The organism is Aridibaculum aurantiacum (assembly GCF_017355875.1).
Lineage (GTDB): Bacteria > Bacteroidota > Bacteroidia > Chitinophagales > Chitinophagaceae > Segetibacter > Segetibacter aurantiacus.
On sequence record NZ_JAFEWC010000001.1, the window covers coordinates 1171913 to 1186781 of the forward strand.

General features: G+C 42.8%; 16 protein-coding genes. 6 read left to right on the forward strand and 10 right to left on the reverse strand.

Annotated features, from left to right (window positions below; translation table 11 throughout):
* Positions 1–192 precede the first annotated feature (192 nt).
* From J4N22_RS04735 to J4N22_RS04745, 3 genes are all read right to left on the reverse strand, one after another.
* The gene (locus tag J4N22_RS04735; protein ID WP_207492550.1) at positions 193–1821 is read right to left on the reverse strand and encodes an acyl-CoA carboxylase subunit beta; all 1629 of its coding nucleotides are present in this window, start codon (positions 1819–1821) and stop codon (positions 193–195) included.
* Positions 1822–1976: 155 nt separating this feature from the next.
* A complete protein-coding gene (locus tag J4N22_RS04740) occupies positions 1977–2171 on the reverse strand; it encodes a hypothetical protein (protein ID WP_207492551.1) in 195 nt (64 codons plus the stop codon).
* Positions 2172–2198: 27 nt separating this feature from the next.
* Positions 2199–2399, reverse strand: coding sequence for a hypothetical protein (locus J4N22_RS04745; RefSeq protein ID WP_207492552.1), 201 nt, complete (start codon positions 2397–2399; stop codon positions 2199–2201).
* 121 nt (positions 2400–2520) lie between these two features.
* Here J4N22_RS04745 and J4N22_RS04750 point away from each other — a divergent pair, with 121 nt between their 5' ends.
* On the forward strand, positions 2521–3024 hold the full coding sequence (locus tag J4N22_RS04750; RefSeq protein ID WP_207492553.1) for a YdeI/OmpD-associated family protein: 504 nt from the start codon (positions 2521–2523) through the stop codon (positions 3022–3024).
* Between the two features lie 39 nt (positions 3025–3063).
* Here J4N22_RS04750 and rsmG read toward each other — a convergent pair whose 3' ends face one another.
* Together rsmG and J4N22_RS04760 are read right to left on the reverse strand one after the other, a co-directional pair.
* Positions 3064–3687: a 16S rRNA (guanine(527)-N(7))-methyltransferase RsmG gene (gene rsmG, locus J4N22_RS04755; protein ID WP_207492554.1), complete on the reverse strand. Its 624-nt coding sequence runs from the start codon at positions 3685–3687 to the stop codon at positions 3064–3066.
* 73 nt (positions 3688–3760) lie between these two features.
* On the reverse strand, positions 3761–4885 hold the full coding sequence (locus J4N22_RS04760) for a glycosyltransferase (RefSeq protein WP_207492555.1): 1125 nt from the start codon (positions 4883–4885) through the stop codon (positions 3761–3763).
* 235 nt (positions 4886–5120) lie between these two features.
* Between J4N22_RS04760 and treA the strand changes: the two genes are divergently transcribed.
* From treA to J4N22_RS04780, 4 genes are all read left to right on the forward strand, one after another.
* Positions 5121–6680, forward strand: a complete 1560-nt coding sequence (gene treA, locus J4N22_RS04765; protein WP_207492556.1) for an alpha,alpha-trehalase TreA — start codon at positions 5121–5123, stop codon at positions 6678–6680.
* A 120-nt stretch (positions 6681–6800) separates the two neighbouring features.
* Positions 6801–7634, forward strand: coding sequence for a CvfB family protein (locus J4N22_RS04770; RefSeq protein WP_207492557.1), 834 nt, complete (start codon positions 6801–6803; stop codon positions 7632–7634).
* A gap of 66 nt (positions 7635–7700) precedes the next feature.
* Complete coding sequence (locus J4N22_RS04775; protein ID WP_207492558.1) at positions 7701–8900, forward strand: DNA adenine methylase; 1200 nt, start codon at positions 7701–7703, stop codon at positions 8898–8900.
* Entirely contained in the window at positions 8878–9486 is a 609-nt protein-coding gene (locus tag J4N22_RS04780; RefSeq protein ID WP_207492559.1) for a hypothetical protein, read from the forward strand. The genes J4N22_RS04775 and J4N22_RS04780 overlap by 23 nt, the downstream gene beginning before the upstream one ends.
* Before the next feature lie 117 nt (positions 9487–9603).
* Here J4N22_RS04780 and J4N22_RS04785 read toward each other — a convergent pair whose 3' ends face one another.
* The 5 genes from J4N22_RS04785 to J4N22_RS04805 form a co-directional block, all read right to left on the reverse strand.
* A complete protein-coding gene (locus tag J4N22_RS04785; RefSeq protein WP_207492560.1) occupies positions 9604–10308 on the reverse strand; it encodes an SRPBCC family protein in 705 nt (234 codons plus the stop codon).
* A gap of 20 nt (positions 10309–10328) precedes the next feature.
* The gene (locus tag J4N22_RS04790) at positions 10329–11189 is read right to left on the reverse strand and encodes an SDR family oxidoreductase (protein ID WP_207492561.1); all 861 of its coding nucleotides are present in this window, start codon (positions 11187–11189) and stop codon (positions 10329–10331) included.
* A gap of 86 nt (positions 11190–11275) precedes the next feature.
* Complete coding sequence (locus tag J4N22_RS04795) at positions 11276–11497, reverse strand: hypothetical protein (protein ID WP_207492562.1); 222 nt, start codon at positions 11495–11497, stop codon at positions 11276–11278.
* Positions 11498–11599: 102 nt separating this feature from the next.
* Positions 11600–12022 (reverse strand): Hpt domain-containing protein, encoded by a 423-nt coding sequence (locus tag J4N22_RS04800; protein ID WP_207492563.1) that lies wholly within the window; start codon positions 12020–12022, stop codon positions 11600–11602.
* A 15-nt stretch (positions 12023–12037) separates the two neighbouring features.
* Entirely contained in the window at positions 12038–13432 is a 1395-nt protein-coding gene (locus J4N22_RS04805; RefSeq protein ID WP_207492564.1) for a sigma-54-dependent transcriptional regulator, read from the reverse strand.
* A 193-nt stretch (positions 13433–13625) separates the two neighbouring features.
* On the opposite strand from J4N22_RS04805, the gene J4N22_RS04810 reads away from it, so the two are divergent.
* On the forward strand, positions 13626–14822 hold the full coding sequence (locus J4N22_RS04810) for a glycosyltransferase family 2 protein (protein WP_207492565.1): 1197 nt from the start codon (positions 13626–13628) through the stop codon (positions 14820–14822).
* Positions 14823–14869: the final 47 nt, after the last annotated feature.

Below are 14869 nucleotides of genomic sequence, written 5' to 3' on the forward strand. Positions count from 1 at the left end.
CTAGTTAGGCTTTGCAGGTGATGAAACCGGGGTGAAATTACTTCTTTTTGCCAAATACAAAAATTTCCTAAAACGTGCCTGCATAACAGCTTCATTGCCCTGTTGATTTTTTGTTTTTGCTCCTTTCCTATAAAAGAAAAAAGAGGTTATTCAAACAGAATAACCTCTTTCGTATACTTGAATAATTTCTTACTATACCTGGAAAACACCCACTTTCAGCTCAGGAATAACAGGATTATGATTAGCGGCTTCAATGCCCACAGAAATCACTTTTCTTGTTTCTGCAGGATCAATAATAGCATCTACCCACAAACGTGCTGCAGCATACAATGCATTGGTTTGTTTTTCGTAGCGGCTTTTTAGTTCATTAAGTAATTTTTGTTCATCCTCCGGAGAAACTACTTCGCCCTTTGCTTTCATACCTGCAACCTGTATTTGCAACATAGTTTTAGCTGCTTGCTCACCACCCATCACCGCTATTTTAGCCGAAGGCCATGCATAGATAAATCTAGGATCGTAGGCTTTGCCACACATAGCATAGTTGCCGGCGCCATAGCTATTACCTACAATGATGGTGATCTTTGGAACGACAGAATTCGCAACTGCATTCACCAGTTTAGCTCCGTCTTTTATTATACCTGCATGTTCGCTGCGGCTACCTACCATGAAACCAGTCACATCCTGCAGGAACACCAGCGGTATCTTTTTCTGGTTGCAATTCATAATGAAACGGGCTGCTTTGTCTGCACTATCGTTGTAGATAACGCCACCCATTTGCAGTTCGCCTTTTTTATTTTTTGTTACCAGCCTTTGATTGGCTACTATGCCTACTGCCCATCCATCGATGCGTGCATAACCACACAGTATGGTCTTTCCATAATCTTCTTTAAACTGGTCAAACTCGCTGTTGTCTACTATCCGCTCTATCACCTCCAGCATGTCGTAGGGCTTTAGATTACCTACCGGTAAAATGCCATAGATCTCTTCCGGGTTTTTCTTAGGTGGAGCAGGTGTAGCACGATCAAAACCTGCAGTAGGATTATGTCCGATTTTGCTTACGATCCTCTTTACCTGGTCAAGGCATTCTTCCTCTGTTTGAAATTTATAGTCAGCTATACCGCTTATCTCTGTATGTGTGGCAGCACCTCCTAATGTCTCTACATCTATGTCTTCGCCTACAGCTGCTTTTACCAGGTAAGGTCCGGCAAGAAAAATGCTGCCATTGCCTTCTACCATCAGCGTTTCATCGCTCATGATGGGCAGGTAGGCACCACCGGCTACACATGCGCCCATTACAGCAGCTATTTGTGTAATGCCCATTGCGCTGATGCGTGCATTGTTGCGAAAAATTCTACCAAAATGTTCTTTGTCGGGAAATATCTCATCCTGCATGGGAAGAAAAACGCCGGCACTGTCTACCAGGTAAATGATAGGCAGGTTGTTCTCCATTGCGATCTCCTGCATGCGCAGGTTCTTTTTGCCGGTAATTGGAAACCAGGCGCCTGCCTTTACCGTTTGATCGTTCGCCACCACCACGCATTGGCGGTTGCTGATATAGCCTATACCTGCCACTGTTCCGCCGGCAGGACAGCCTCCTTGTTCTTCATACATTTCGTGCCCTGCAAAACCACCTATTTCAGTGAACGTGGTCCCTTTGTCGAGTAGGTATTCTATGCGTTGGCGGGCTGTTAGTTTGTTCTTTTCTTTTTGCTTCTCTATGGCTTTTTTGCCGCCACCCAGTTTTATTTTTTCAAACTGCTGGCGGAGTTGGCTCACGCTCATTTTCATGGCGTCTTCGTTCTTATTGAATTCCAAATTCATAGTGCTGTTTCGTTAGGAAACAAAGATAGGGGAGTGCAAGTGTGCTCAATCAATAATGTAGAAGGTGTGCTGGAGGCACGCGTGGTTCGGGAGAAGAAACAAAAAAGCAACAGGTAGAACTGTTGCCTAAGTAAGGTGTTGCAAAAAGTTGCTGATTATATCAAAGCCGTGTCTTCGCCTAGTCTTGCACTTTCTTCTTCATCCAGATCATCGTTGGGACTAGATGCTGTGAATTCTGCATCTTCTTCCATGTCTTTATCTGCCTGTTCATGTGCCTGCTCTATCACGTCTTTATTTGTAGGTTCCTGGTTCTGCTGTTGTTGCTCTTCTTTGGGTGTATTGTCTTGCATGTTTTTCGTTTTAAAGTTTATTATCAATTACCGGTCGTTGGAGATGCTTTTTGGTGTGCCGGGAGTTGTATTCTCCTCCATATCGCCCGGGCTTGCGCCACTTAACTTTGAAGCATCACTATGTGTGAATTCTCCAGCTTCTTGCTCAATCACTTCATTGGCAAGATCTCCTTTGCTGTCTGTATCGGAGATGTTTTGAGAATCCTGTTTATTGCTATCCGTACTCATGCTTATTTATTTCTATAGAAGGGTAAAATCTTGTGCCAGCGTATAAGTAACCCAGCATATTAAGCTGCTGGTAAAGCAGAAACTATCGGTGTATCTTCTACATTTGAAGCAACAAATGCTTATGATCAAATACAGTACTGAAATAAAGAAGTTTGACAAGCAAGGCGAGAAGACAGGATGGACATATGTAGATGTGCCGGCAGAGCTAGCTGAACAGCTAAAGCCAGGAAATAAAAAATCATTTCGCGTAAAAGGAAAACTAGACCACCATCCTATAGAAGGGGTGGCGCTGCTGCCAATGGGTGGAGGAGATTTCATTATTCCGTTGAATGGCGAAATGCGCAAGGCAATAGGTAAAACGAAAGGAGCCATTTTACAACTGCAACTGCAGTTGGACGAGAAGGAATACCAATTGTGCCCGGACCTGCTGTTGTGCCTGCAGGATGAACCAGCGGCCTTGGAAAACTTCAATAAGCTGCCGCCATCGCACCGCAAGTATTATAGCAAATGGATTGAAAGCGCCAGAACTGAACCTACAAAAGCCAAACGTATTGCGCAAGCAGTAAATGCACTGGCAAAAAGCATTGGCTATGGAGAGATGTTGAAAGAGGCTGGTTCCAAGTAAGCGGTATGAAAAGTAAACGGCGCAAAGCGTTCTCATCTGCTACTTAGTTACATGCAATAAATATTTTTCAGCGAAATATTCTTCCTGGAAAACTTCCTGGATAGAAACCATGTTTGGACGCAGCCCGCTTTCTGAAATCTCCTGCCCAAGCTCTCCACCTTTTAAGCAGATCAGTCCATTGGCCAGCTCATGATCAAAGCCTTTTTTTATAAGAGGCTTGCCCCAATACCAAAGATCTTTTAGAGGTGCTACTGCACGGGAAACAACAAACTGGAACTGGCGGTTCTTAATCTCTTCAGCGCGGGTATGTTGGGTAGTAATGTTTGGTAGATCAATGGCTTCTTTTACGCCTTCAATAACCTTAAGTTTTTTCCCAACGCTATCTACCAAATGAAACTCTACTTCAGGAAAGAAAATGGCTAAAGGCACACCTGGAAACCCACCACCAGTACCAATATCAATAACCTGGGTGCCGGGATTAAAACTTACAACAGTCGCTATAGTAAGTGAATGTAATACGTGCTTCAGGTACAAACTGTCAATGTCTTTCCGCGAGATCACGTTGATCTTCTCATTCCAGTCTTTGTACAATTCTTCCAGCGCTGCAAATTGTTGCAACTGCTTTTCAGTAAAATCTGAGAAATATTTAAGTAAAACTTCCATTTATAAAATTACCAGTTGACTAAAATTACCGACACCTAATTTATTCTGCTAATGAAAAAGAGTGAGTAAAAAACTAATTCCAACTCTTCTTCGGTTTTTTGAATAATGCCGGCAGGAACAGCAGGTAGTGGAGGCACATCCAGAAATCGAAGAACAGGAACAAAGGGAACAGGTCAGCTTCGTTCAGTTTTTTCATGCTTTTGTAATACACGAAGGCTTGCACGATCCATTTTACAACAACGATCGACAACACAATCCACCAGTTGAAGAATATAGCTGCCACAATAGCCAGCGGCAGTACCAGGAACTGTGTGGCGCTATAGATCAAAAGCAAGAATTTGTGCTTACCGCGGTAATACTTTGCTGTAGTATAATGCCTGTACTTCTGGTTCAGCCAGTCGCCCCATGTTTTTTTTGGTTGGCTTAATGTGTGTGCTTCCGGGTCTAAAACAATAGCAGTATTATTTTTATTTGCCACCTGGTTGATGAACAAATCATCATCTCCACCTGGAATTTTGTTGATGCTGCTAAAGCCTTTGTTGCGAAGGAAAACATCGCGCTTGTAGCTCAGGTTGCGACCAACACCCATATAGGGCATGCCGGCAAGGGCATAGCTGAAATATTGAAGCGCAGAATGAAATGTTTCAAACCGGATGATCTTGTTAAGCAGACCTTTCGCCTTGTGGTATGCCCCATAACCTAAAACGATCTCTATGCCTTCATCATATCCATCCTGCATTTTTTCGATCCAATATTCACTTGCAGGAACACAGTCAGCATCGGTAAGCAACAAAGTCTCATACTTCGCGCTTTTAATGCCCATGCTCAGCGGGAACTTTTTTCCTGCTATCATTTTAGCTTCCTGGGTCAGTTCTACAGGGTTCAGATGTTTAAAGGTCTTCTTCAGTTCGTCTATCAGGTATTTGGTATCATCCTGCGAGTTGTGGTTTACCAGTATCACCTCGTGTGTAGTACGGTATTGCTGTACCAGCACCCCCGGCAGGTTTTTAATAATATTTCCTGCTTCATCACGGGCACAAATAACAACCGAAACAGGTTGTTGCTGGTTTTGAAGTTTAGGTTTTGATGTATAGAAAGCAAGACGGCTAAAGATGCCGGTAAAGTAACAGATCTGGATGAGGGTGGTAATACAAAAGAGGATAAAGACCGCTTCCTCCCAATAGTTCAATAAGTCCATCCGACAAAAATAGGTGTTGGTTGGATGAAAGGAATAGTAGATGTGTGTTTGTGGAAAAGTAGGAGGAGGTTTATTGTAGGTGGTTAGGCTTTAGCTGATAGGCTGTAGTTGTAAATTGGTAGATGGTGAATGTTTTGATGCAGGAAGTTATTCTTGATTTCAAATAACTGAAGCCTAAAGTTTAATGACTATTTCCTTTTCAATGGCGTGATTTTGTTGTCCTTCTAACGCTTGTATGATGAAAAAAATCTTCCTTCCGCTTTGGCTGTTGCTAACCGTGCAGGTAAATGCACAGCTGACACAATCGCCCACACCTGACCAACTGTGGGGTAAACTTTTCACTGATGTTCAATTGAAACGCGTACTGCACGACAACAAAACATTTGTTGATGCAGTACCTAAACTTTCTCCGGATAGTATACTGAACCTGTATAACCGCCTGCCAGTGAAGGACAGTAGTAGCTTGTCAGATTTTGTGCATGCGTATTTCATTTTACCTGAACATGCTGAAGTGGCTACACCCAAACAGGCTACAGATCTGAAAGATCATTTACAAAAACATTGGAACAACCTGGTACGCCAGGCAGACAAAAAGCAGCACTACAATTCGCTGCTTCCGCTGCCTTACCCCTACGTGGTGCCGGGTGGTCGTTTCAGAGAAATATACTACTGGGACAGCTACTTCACTATGTTGGGGCTGGCCGCTTCAAACCGTTACGACCTGGTGGAGCACATGCTTAACAATTTCTCCTACTTGGTGAAGACCTATGGCCACATTCCCAATGGCAATCGCAACTACTATCTCAGCCGGTCGCAGCCACCATACTTTGCGCTGATGGTGCAACTGCTGGCTCAGAAGAAAGGCAGCAGCATCTACAGACGTTATTTGCCTGCACTACAAAAAGAGTATGACTATTGGATGGAAGGAGAAGATATTATAAAGCCGGGAGAGCTATATAAAAGGATCATGAAGATGCAGGACGGGACGGTTCTCAACCGCTACTTCGACGACAGTACCATTCCTCGCCAGGAATCTTATTACGAGGATGTGCAGACAGGACTGGCATACAAACATAAAGATGGCGCTGTATACCGGCACCTGCGGGCAGCTGCCGAAAGCGGCTGGGATTTTAGCAGCCGTTGGTTTGCAGATACGTTCAATCTTACTTCCATTGAAACCACCAATATTCTTCCTGTTGACCTCAACTGCCTGCTATATACATATGAGCAAATTCTCGCTACCGCTTATGCTTCGCAAAGGCAAAACAGCAAAAGCAGGCAGTACAGCCAGCGGGCGCAGAAAAGGAAAGAAGCCATCAACCGGCTGTTCTGGAGCGAGGAAAAGCAGTACTACTTTGACTACCACACCGGCAGCGGCACCCATACTGATCGTTGGTCCCTGGCAGGGGTGATGCCTCTTTTTGTACAGGCAGCCACTCAACAGCAAGCAGCCGCAGTTACTGATCATGTGCGCAGCAGGTTTTTGAAGCCCGGAGGCGTTGTAACAACTACTTATAAAACCGGCGAGCAATGGGATGCACCTAATGGCTGGCCGCCGTTGCAGTACGTTACTGTGAAAGGCTTGACGAATTACAAGCACAATAGCCTGGCGGATACCATTGCCCGCAGGTGGATGAAGATAAATGAAGATGTATACCAGCGTACCGGCAAAATGATGGAGAAATATGATGTAGAGGTGATAGGATTAGAAGGAGGCGGAGGTGAATATCCTACGCAAGATGGCTTTGGATGGACCAATGGTGTATACCTGGAGTTCAGGCGGATGTTCAAGTAAGAAATGGAGGATCTGATATATAATAGCTGGAATAGGAATAGCCTGATAGCTGCTAATGGTTATTATGTAAAGGCTAATCATCAACTACCAGTACTTTTGCAAACACACAAATAATTGAAAATGGTTAATGTAGGGCAATACAATACGCTTAAGGTGCTACGCACGGTTGATTTTGGAGTTTACCTGGATGATGGTGCTGAAGGTATTCTTTTACCTAAACGTTTTGTACCTGATGGATTGCAAGTGGATGATGAACTGCGTGTTTTCATTTACCACGACAGCGAAAGCAGGTTGATTGCCACAACAGAAGAACCTAAAGGTGTGGTAGGTGATATTGTAAAACTTCGGGCAGTGACTGTTACAAAAGAAGGAGCTTTCCTTGACTGGGGCTTGATGAAGGATATTTTTGTACCCAAGAGTAAGCAGCAAAACTACATGCGTGAAGGAGCTGAATACCTGGTAAAGATTTACCTGGATGAACAAACAGGACGCGTAGCTGCTACTGAAAAATTTGACTACGAATTGAGTAATGATGAGCTTACCGTAAAGGAGATGGATGAAGTGGACCTGGTAGTATACCGTCGTACAGATATTGGTTACGTGGTTATCATCAATAACAAGCATACAGGCGTACTGCACGAAAATGAAATTTACAGGAACATTACTGTGGGCGACAGGATGAAGGGATTTATAAAAACAATTCGTGAAGAAAATAAGATAGACGTAGTGGTGGGTAAAGCAGGGTATGGAAGGGTAGAAGGTGAAGCAGAAAAAATTCTTCGCTTGTTGAAGGAGAACGATGGCTACCTGCCTTACCACGATAAATCTGCACCGGAAGAAATTTACGATTTCTTTGGCATGAGTAAGAAGTCTTTTAAAATGGCAACAGGGAGTTTATACAAGCAGAAGAAGATCGAGTTCACCAAAACTGGTATCAAATTATTAGAGGAATAAAGGCTGGCTGTTGATTGCGCTCCTCCCGTTTCCTTAGTCTGTATATATTGCACCATTATTCATGCTATGATCTATTCCTCAGAACAGCTGCCTGCAACTGTAGTGGCTCTTAAAAAAACAAGGCCCATTATTAAGTGGACAGGTGGCAAGTATGATGAATATGCAGAGTTCTCCCGCTTTATTCCATCGTTCAAAAATTACTATGAACCCTTCTTTGGTGGTGGGGGTGTTTTCTTTGCTGCAAGGCCACAAGGGAAAGCATTTTTAAACGATAAAAGCAAGGACCTGTTTGCTTTCTACTCGCTTATCCATTCTTCGCTTTTAAAAAAGCATTTACTGAAATATGCTGATGCATGGGATGAAGCGAAAGTGCTGACAATGGCATGTACTAGTAAACTGCTCCCGATTTTTGTGAAGTTCATTAAAGGGGCTTACCAGCTGGAACAACTGCAGTCGCAAGTAAAGTTTATAGTGGAAGATGAAATCAGCAACAAGCACTATAGCTTGTTGGATGAGAGTTTTATAATTGACAGCAATGCTTTCAAAACAAAACTTGCTCATTCTATAGCTGATAAGATAAAACGTATAGCTGCTATCAGCATAAAAGAACAACGCCACTTTACCAAATCTGAACTTTCTGAACACATAGAAACAGGTATCAAGAGTGGCCTGTATTTATACCTGCGCAAGATCACGAATCAACATGCTACAGGAGCTCTTTCTTTACCTAAAGAAAAGGCTGTAGCCAATTGGTATTTCGTCAGGGAGTTTTGTTATGCTTCTATGTTTCGCTTCAATGCTAAAGGCGAATTCAATATACCCTATGGTGGCATTGCCTATAATAAAAAAGACTTTCGCCAAAAGGTGAATAATATCTTTTCACCTACTATAAAAGAGCTATTTAAGAACGCCTCTTTTTATAATCATGATTTTGAAGAATTCTTGCGAAAAACAAAACCTCACAAAGGCGATTTCATTTTTGTAGATCCGCCGTACGACAGCGAATTTTCGGAATACGACCAGAACGCATTTACCAAAGAAGACCAGGAACGACTGCGCGATGTGCTGGTAAAAATGCCGGCAAAAATGATGATGGTAATAAAAGAAACGCCATTTATCCGTAACTTATACAGCGGTCATTGCAGGTTGATAGAGTTTGACAAAACCTATACTTACAATGTTCGTGGAAGAAATAACCGTGATACAAAACACCTGATCATCATTAACTATGATATAGGTGAACATGCATTACATCTGCCTAAGTGATTTTGTATACGACTGCCAACAGTGCCACACACGCTGCGATGGTATAAGCAAAGGCGTCTACAACTTTCAACACGACGTTTCATTTTCTGAAGGCTTTGAGCAAATGATCATTGAAAGGATCAATAGATCCGGGAAGTATCATGCTGCAAAATCTTTAGCGCCGGGTTATCCTGATGTAGAGATTTCGAGCATAGATGGCCAGGTGCAGCGTTACCTGGAAGTAAAGGTGCAAAAGCGAACATTTATGCAGGTAAAGAAATACCTGCCGGCCAGTGATCTCTGTCCTTCTGAGACGGTCGCACTAAACGAAAGCGACCTTGTCAGGTATTTTGATATATATCATTCTGTGCACATTCCTGTTGTGGTAGTATGGGTATTGCTAAATAGACTATGCATAGTGCCGGAGCATTATTTCCGCTTATACTTCCAGGATGTAAGACGCCTGGAGGAGATCTATAAAAAATACGGCGATACGCGCCGGTTCAGGAGAAAATCAGGTGAAGGTGATGTAGTGGAAGGTGTTCACAAAGGTGTTACCGTAAACTACCACTTTAGCTTAAAGGAATTAAAAGGCTGGAACTTCTAGCTAAGTAAGATCATTAAAAAAAGAAAGTTCGCACGTTCCGGCAGTTAAATTCTTCTTGGAATATTAACTACAGAAACGGCGAACTTTTTTATGATTATTGATTTTTACAGGCAGTGCCTATTTATCGTCATTCAACGGGTTGTCACCTGTTTCCATGTGACGCTTAAAGTTCTTTACATCTTCCACGATCATTTTTTCAAACATCGGGTTGAACATAGAAGCAATGCCTTCGCCTATGTCACCAAATGGTGGACGGTAAGTTATCAGGACTTTTAGCTCAGTACCACCGGAAGGAGAATCTTTAAATTCCACCTTACCAGCATTGTGAATGGTAGCGCCAGGTAATGAGTTCCATCCCAGCAGTTCGCCTTCTATTTCTTTTACTATTTCAGCATCCCATTCTATACTGCCTAATACGCCCATTGCTTTTGCCTTCCAATGCGATGTCTTATCATCCAGTACATCTACTGTTTCCAGATGGCTCATGAACTTTGGCAGGTTACTTAGTGTACGCCAGTAGTTGTACACTTCCATCCGTGGCTGGTTTACATGAATTACCGTAAGAATATTAATGTTCTTAACCGTGTCAGGAAGTTTGCCTTTGCCGGCAGCGCTGTATATATCGCAGTGTCCGGTAGTGCCCCTGTACAACAAGTATCCACCTGCTACAGCAATAGGTATTTTAAATTTCTTTCCTTGCTCTTTCTTGTTATTGCGCAGGCCCTGGTATACCAAAGCCGTTCCTGCAAGTATAGAGGCTATTCTTTCCAGTTTGCCAACATTGGTAGAAAGCTTGGCCCCGGTTGATGAATTCGTGTTCATATAATTCTCATTTAGAACAGTTATGTATTTAATACCGTGCCACCATTAGGGTGCAGGAACTGCCCGGTTATATAGCTAGCATCGTCCGATGCCAGGAAGACAAAACAACTGGCTACTTCTGCAGGTTGTCCTGCACGTTTCATTGGCGTATCACTTCCAAAATCTTCCAGTTCCTGTCCTGGAAATGTAGAAGGTATGAGTGGTGTCCATATAGGGCCGGGTGCCACACCATTCACCCTGATATTCTTTTCTGCTAGTTGCGTAGAAAGCGAACGCGTAAATGCAACAATGGCTCCTTTGGTTGAAGAATAATCGACCAGCTCTTTGTTGCCACGATAAGCATTTACCGATGCATTGTTTACAATAGCAGCACCAGCTTTTAAATGTGGAAGCGCAGCCTTACTCATGAAAAAGTAAGAGTAGATATTGGTGCGAAAAGTTTCATCCCACTGCTGCTCTGTTATCTCTTGCAGGTCTTCTTTTGGAAATTGGATAGCAGCATTGTTCACCAGTATATCCAGCTTGCCAAAGGTGTCAATGGTCTGCTGCACTATATTCCTACAGTTTTCTTCTACACTTACATCAGCCTGTATCACTAATGCTTTTCTGCCTTTTTCCTCTACAAGCTTTTGTGTCTCGTCAGCGTCTTGTTTTTCCTTGTAATAAACAATTACGACATCTGCGCCTTCACGGGCAAAATGAATGGCAACAGCTCTTCCAATACCACTGTCGCCACCTGTAATGATTGCCACTTTATCTTGCAGTTTCTTTGGCTGCAGGTCGTACTCCCGCTCATATACAGGGCGGGGAGTCATATCCTTTTCACTATTGGCTGCCTCGTCTATTTTATCGTGGTAATTCTGATCTTCTTTGTTTGACATGTTGTCCTGTTTTAGGTGTAACTGTAAAACTGGTTGGTCACTGAAAGTATGTCGATACCCTACCAGTTGTAGATGAATTTGAACATCTATTTCTGCATTGGAGTCTGCTTGTTGTTGGTATCTAAGCCAGCGCCTGCACTGTCATTTCTAAATACACTGCTGTCCATTCCCGGTACACGGGTTATATCGGTAGCACCTTCGCCGCCACTATTTTCCGGTGTACTTGTATTATTAGAGCCATCTGGTCCATTGCACGCTACAGCCAAACTGAATGAAGCAATGCCAAGTAAGGTTTTTAGAATCTTCATATGATTGTTTTTTGCATGAAGAAAAAAACCATTCCATAGAAGAGGGCATAAAAAAAGAGGCATATTTCTATGCCTCATTAAATGATGTTGGAAAGTACTGTATTACAGACTGAAAACCTGCTTCAGATCTGCTGCTACTGCATTAAGAACCTCGTCTACTTTATTTACAAGGTTTGGTAGTATTTCTTTGTTTACCTGGTTTTTCGCATCCAGTTCTATGGTACGTATATCCTGTGTAATGGTGGTCATACGCATCATGTCAATAGTAGACTTCAGCTTATGCGCCAGTTTACTTACCATATCCCAGTTTCCGCCCATGCATGCATGTACCATTTCAGCGCTGTTTGCAGGTATGGTATCCAGGTAAATTTTTACTAGTGAAAGAATGAATTCTTTGTTGCCTCCCGACATGTCATGAAGTGCCCCGAGGTCGTACAGATCGATAGTTTCACCAGCTTTCTTAACGGCTGTGCCGGCTATAGGGCGTTTTTGGTCAGTATTAGGTAGGGGTAAAGAGGATATCATATAGGTTTGGATTTACTAATTCATAAAGCTGTTCTCATACGCATATTTCTTGTGTACAAAAACCTCTTTGTTCTGGATCATGCGGTAAATGGTTGACTTACCTACATCCAGCTTGCGTGCTACTTTTAGCACATCGTAGTTGTACTTATCAAGATAGTACTGAATAAACTTCGTCGTAAATTCTTTCAGCGTTACTTCCTTCATCATAAAGTCGCTGATGATGTTTTGAGAAGTTACGTTCAGGTGATCTGGTTCAATATCATTTCCTTCGGCCATCACACATGCCAGTTCCACTACCGATTTCAATTCGCGCACATTACCAGGAAATGCATGACCCAGCAGTTTCTTCTTTGCCTCAGTAGAAAAATTCTTTACCTGCAAGTTGTTCTCTTTACAAAATACTTCCATGAAGTGTTTTGCAATGATCAGAACATCATTCTCTCTTTCGCGCAGTGGCGGCAGGTTTATAGGCAAACCCAGCAAGCGGTAATACAAGTCTTCTCTAAAGGTTCCTTCTTTCACCATGTCGAGCAGGTTGCGGTGCGTAGCTACTATGATGCGCACATCTATCTTCACCAGGTCGTTGCTACCTACGCGCATGATCTCTTTTTCCTGTAGTGCACGCAGCAGTTTTGCCTGCATGTTTATGTCCATTTCACCAATCTCATCCAGGAAAAGTGTCCCTTTTGAAGCTTCTTCAAATTTACCTATACGGCGGGCTATAGCACCTGTAAAAGCACCTTTTTCATGGCCAAACATTTCGCTTTCCAAAAGGTCTTTTGGAATGGCTGCAAGGTTTACGGCAACAAAAGGTTGATTTTTACGCGGAGAGTTATAGTGGATAGATTTTGCTACCAGTTCTTTACCAGTACCTGTTTCGCCAGCAATGGATACAGTGATGTTGGTGCGGGCTGCTTTTTCCATCATGCTAAACACGCGCTGTATCACCGGGCTATTGCCAATGATAGCTTTGCTGAAGTCGTACTTGCGGTGTACTTCTTCTTTCAGTGTTTCAATCTCTTGTTTTAGCTGAACGTTCTCGCGAAGGTTTTGGATGGTATTCCACAGACGATCTTTAGCATCTTCGTCTTTTACTATATAATCGTAAGCGCCTTTCTTCAAAAGGTCGAGCGCAATCTTTACATCTTCCTGTCCACTGATTATGATGACTTTGCTATCCGGGCTGATCTCCTTTATCTGCATGAGCAATTGGTCGCCATTCATGTCGGGCAACGAATAGTCAAGCGTTATCACCTCCGGCTTTTCGTGTATACGAGCCAGGAATGACTTAGCAGTGTCAAACTTTTGGATTACGTAGTCGGGATTAAGTGATAGGTAATACTCCAGCATAGAGCTATACCACAGGTCATCCTCTACTATAAAAACCCTGAAGGTCTTTTGGTCTTTCATATTATTGGTAAAACGAAAAACAAGTCTCAGTATTGTTTCGGGTTGTCATATTGGGAAAATATCTTCCAAATATGAGAACAAAGAAAGGGTAAAGCGACTATACTTAGTACAATTACCACTTAACTTGTTATTAATAATCCGTATTTCCTGCAAAATAGCAAAAGCTGCTCTTTCTTTTCCTTTTCTTTGTAAGATGTCATTCGCGTACGTATTGTTCTGGATCAGCTTGTTTTTGCTGTTTTATACGTACATAGGTTATGGCCTTTTCCTGCTGCTTATCAACAAGCTGAAAACAAGAAAAAAAGAACAAAAAGATAATGCGGAGCTTCCGCCGGTTACGCTAATCATTCCTGCTTACAATGAGGCTGAGTGGATGCACCAGAAGATCCGCAACTGCCTGGAACTGCAGTATCCACGGCATCTGTTACAGCTCATATTCATAACAGATGGTTCTACAGATGAGACCAATAAAATAGTAGCAGGTTATGAAGATATTGACCTGCTGTATCAATCGGTGCGCAAGGGTAAAATGGCTGCCATCAACCGCAGCATGCAGTATGTTTCAAACCCTATCGTGGTTTTCTCGGATGCCAATACCTTGCTCAATAGAGAATGCCTGCTTCACATAGTTAAGCACTACACCCATGAAGCAGTAGGAGGGGTGGCAGGGGAAAAGAAGATCTATACAGAAAACCTGAAGTCGAGGATAGGCTACAGCGAAGGCCTGTACTGGAAGTATGAGTCTATGCTCAAGCAATTGGATTCTGATTTCAATACAGTAGTAGGCGCTGCCGGTGAATTGTTTAGCATGCGTACCAGCCTTTTTACGCCGCAGCCTGAAAATATCATCCTGGACGACTTTATGCTTTCGATGAAGCTGTGCGTGGATGGATACAAAGTGGTGTACGAGCCGAAGGCTTTTGCTATAGAAGCGCCTTCTGTAACCATAGGCGAGGAGAAGAAGCGACGTGTGCGCATAGCTGCCGGTGCATTCCAAACCATACCGCTGCTGTGGAAGCATTTTCTTCTTATCAATAAACCGGTACTTTACTTCCAATATTTTTCCCGGAGGATACTGCGCTGGGTGGCATGCCCGGTGTGTTTGCTTCTGTTGTATGTTTCCAACGGCATCATTTTTTCCAACGCCGACTCTGCTAGTTTCTTTACCGTATTCTTTGCCTTGCAAAACCTGTTTTACCTGGTAGCTATCATTGGAAGTTTTTCTTATAGAACAGGCGTAACGCTTAATGCTTTTTACATCCCATTTTATTTTCTCTTTATGAATAGTTTACTGGTAGAAGGATTTTGGAAATATGTAGCGGGTAAACAGACCGTGCTGTGGGAGAAAAGTAAACGGAAGGTTATACCCCTACATGCCGGTCAGCAATAAATCAACTGTTAGTAACCTTCATCCGTTATTTTTGTTTTAAGTAAAAA

Bases quoted from the DNA above. Each gene is read 5' to 3' on its own strand.
- J4N22_RS04805 (WP_207492564.1), bottom strand. From the start codon at position 13,432: ATGAAAGACCAAAAGACCTTCAGGGTTTTTATAGTAGAGGATGACCTG.
- J4N22_RS04770 (WP_207492557.1), top strand. From the start codon at position 6,801: ATGGTTAATGTAGGGCAATACAATACGCTTAAGGTGCTACGCACGGTT.
- J4N22_RS04780 (WP_207492559.1), top strand. From the start codon at position 8,878: ATGCATTACATCTGCCTAAGTGATTTTGTATACGACTGCCAACAGTGC.
- J4N22_RS04750 (WP_207492553.1), top strand. From the start codon at position 2,521: ATGATCAAATACAGTACTGAAATAAAGAAGTTTGACAAGCAAGGCGAG.
- J4N22_RS04740 (WP_207492551.1), bottom strand. From the start codon at position 2,171: ATGCAAGACAATACACCCAAAGAAGAGCAACAACAGCAGAACCAGGAA.
- J4N22_RS04810 (WP_207492565.1), top strand. From the start codon at position 13,626: ATGTCATTCGCGTACGTATTGTTCTGGATCAGCTTGTTTTTGCTGTTT.
- J4N22_RS04800 (WP_207492563.1), bottom strand. From the start codon at position 12,022: ATGATATCCTCTTTACCCCTACCTAATACTGACCAAAAACGCCCTATA.
- J4N22_RS04775 (WP_207492558.1), top strand. From the start codon at position 7,701: ATGATCTATTCCTCAGAACAGCTGCCTGCAACTGTAGTGGCTCTTAAA.
- J4N22_RS04795 (WP_207492562.1), bottom strand. From the start codon at position 11,497: ATGAAGATTCTAAAAACCTTACTTGGCATTGCTTCATTCAGTTTGGCT.
- J4N22_RS04745 (WP_207492552.1), bottom strand. From the start codon at position 2,399: ATGAGTACGGATAGCAATAAACAGGATTCTCAAAACATCTCCGATACA.
- J4N22_RS04790 (WP_207492561.1), bottom strand. From the start codon at position 11,189: ATGTCAAACAAAGAAGATCAGAATTACCACGATAAAATAGACGAGGCA.
- treA (WP_207492556.1), top strand. From the start codon at position 5,121: ATGATGAAAAAAATCTTCCTTCCGCTTTGGCTGTTGCTAACCGTGCAG.
- J4N22_RS04760 (WP_207492555.1), bottom strand. From the start codon at position 4,885: ATGGACTTATTGAACTATTGGGAGGAAGCGGTCTTTATCCTCTTTTGT.
- rsmG (WP_207492554.1), bottom strand. From the start codon at position 3,687: ATGGAAGTTTTACTTAAATATTTCTCAGATTTTACTGAAAAGCAGTTG.
- J4N22_RS04735 (WP_207492550.1), bottom strand. From the start codon at position 1,821: ATGAATTTGGAATTCAATAAGAACGAAGACGCCATGAAAATGAGCGTG.
- J4N22_RS04785 (WP_207492560.1), bottom strand. From the start codon at position 10,308: ATGAACACGAATTCATCAACCGGGGCCAAGCTTTCTACCAATGTTGGC.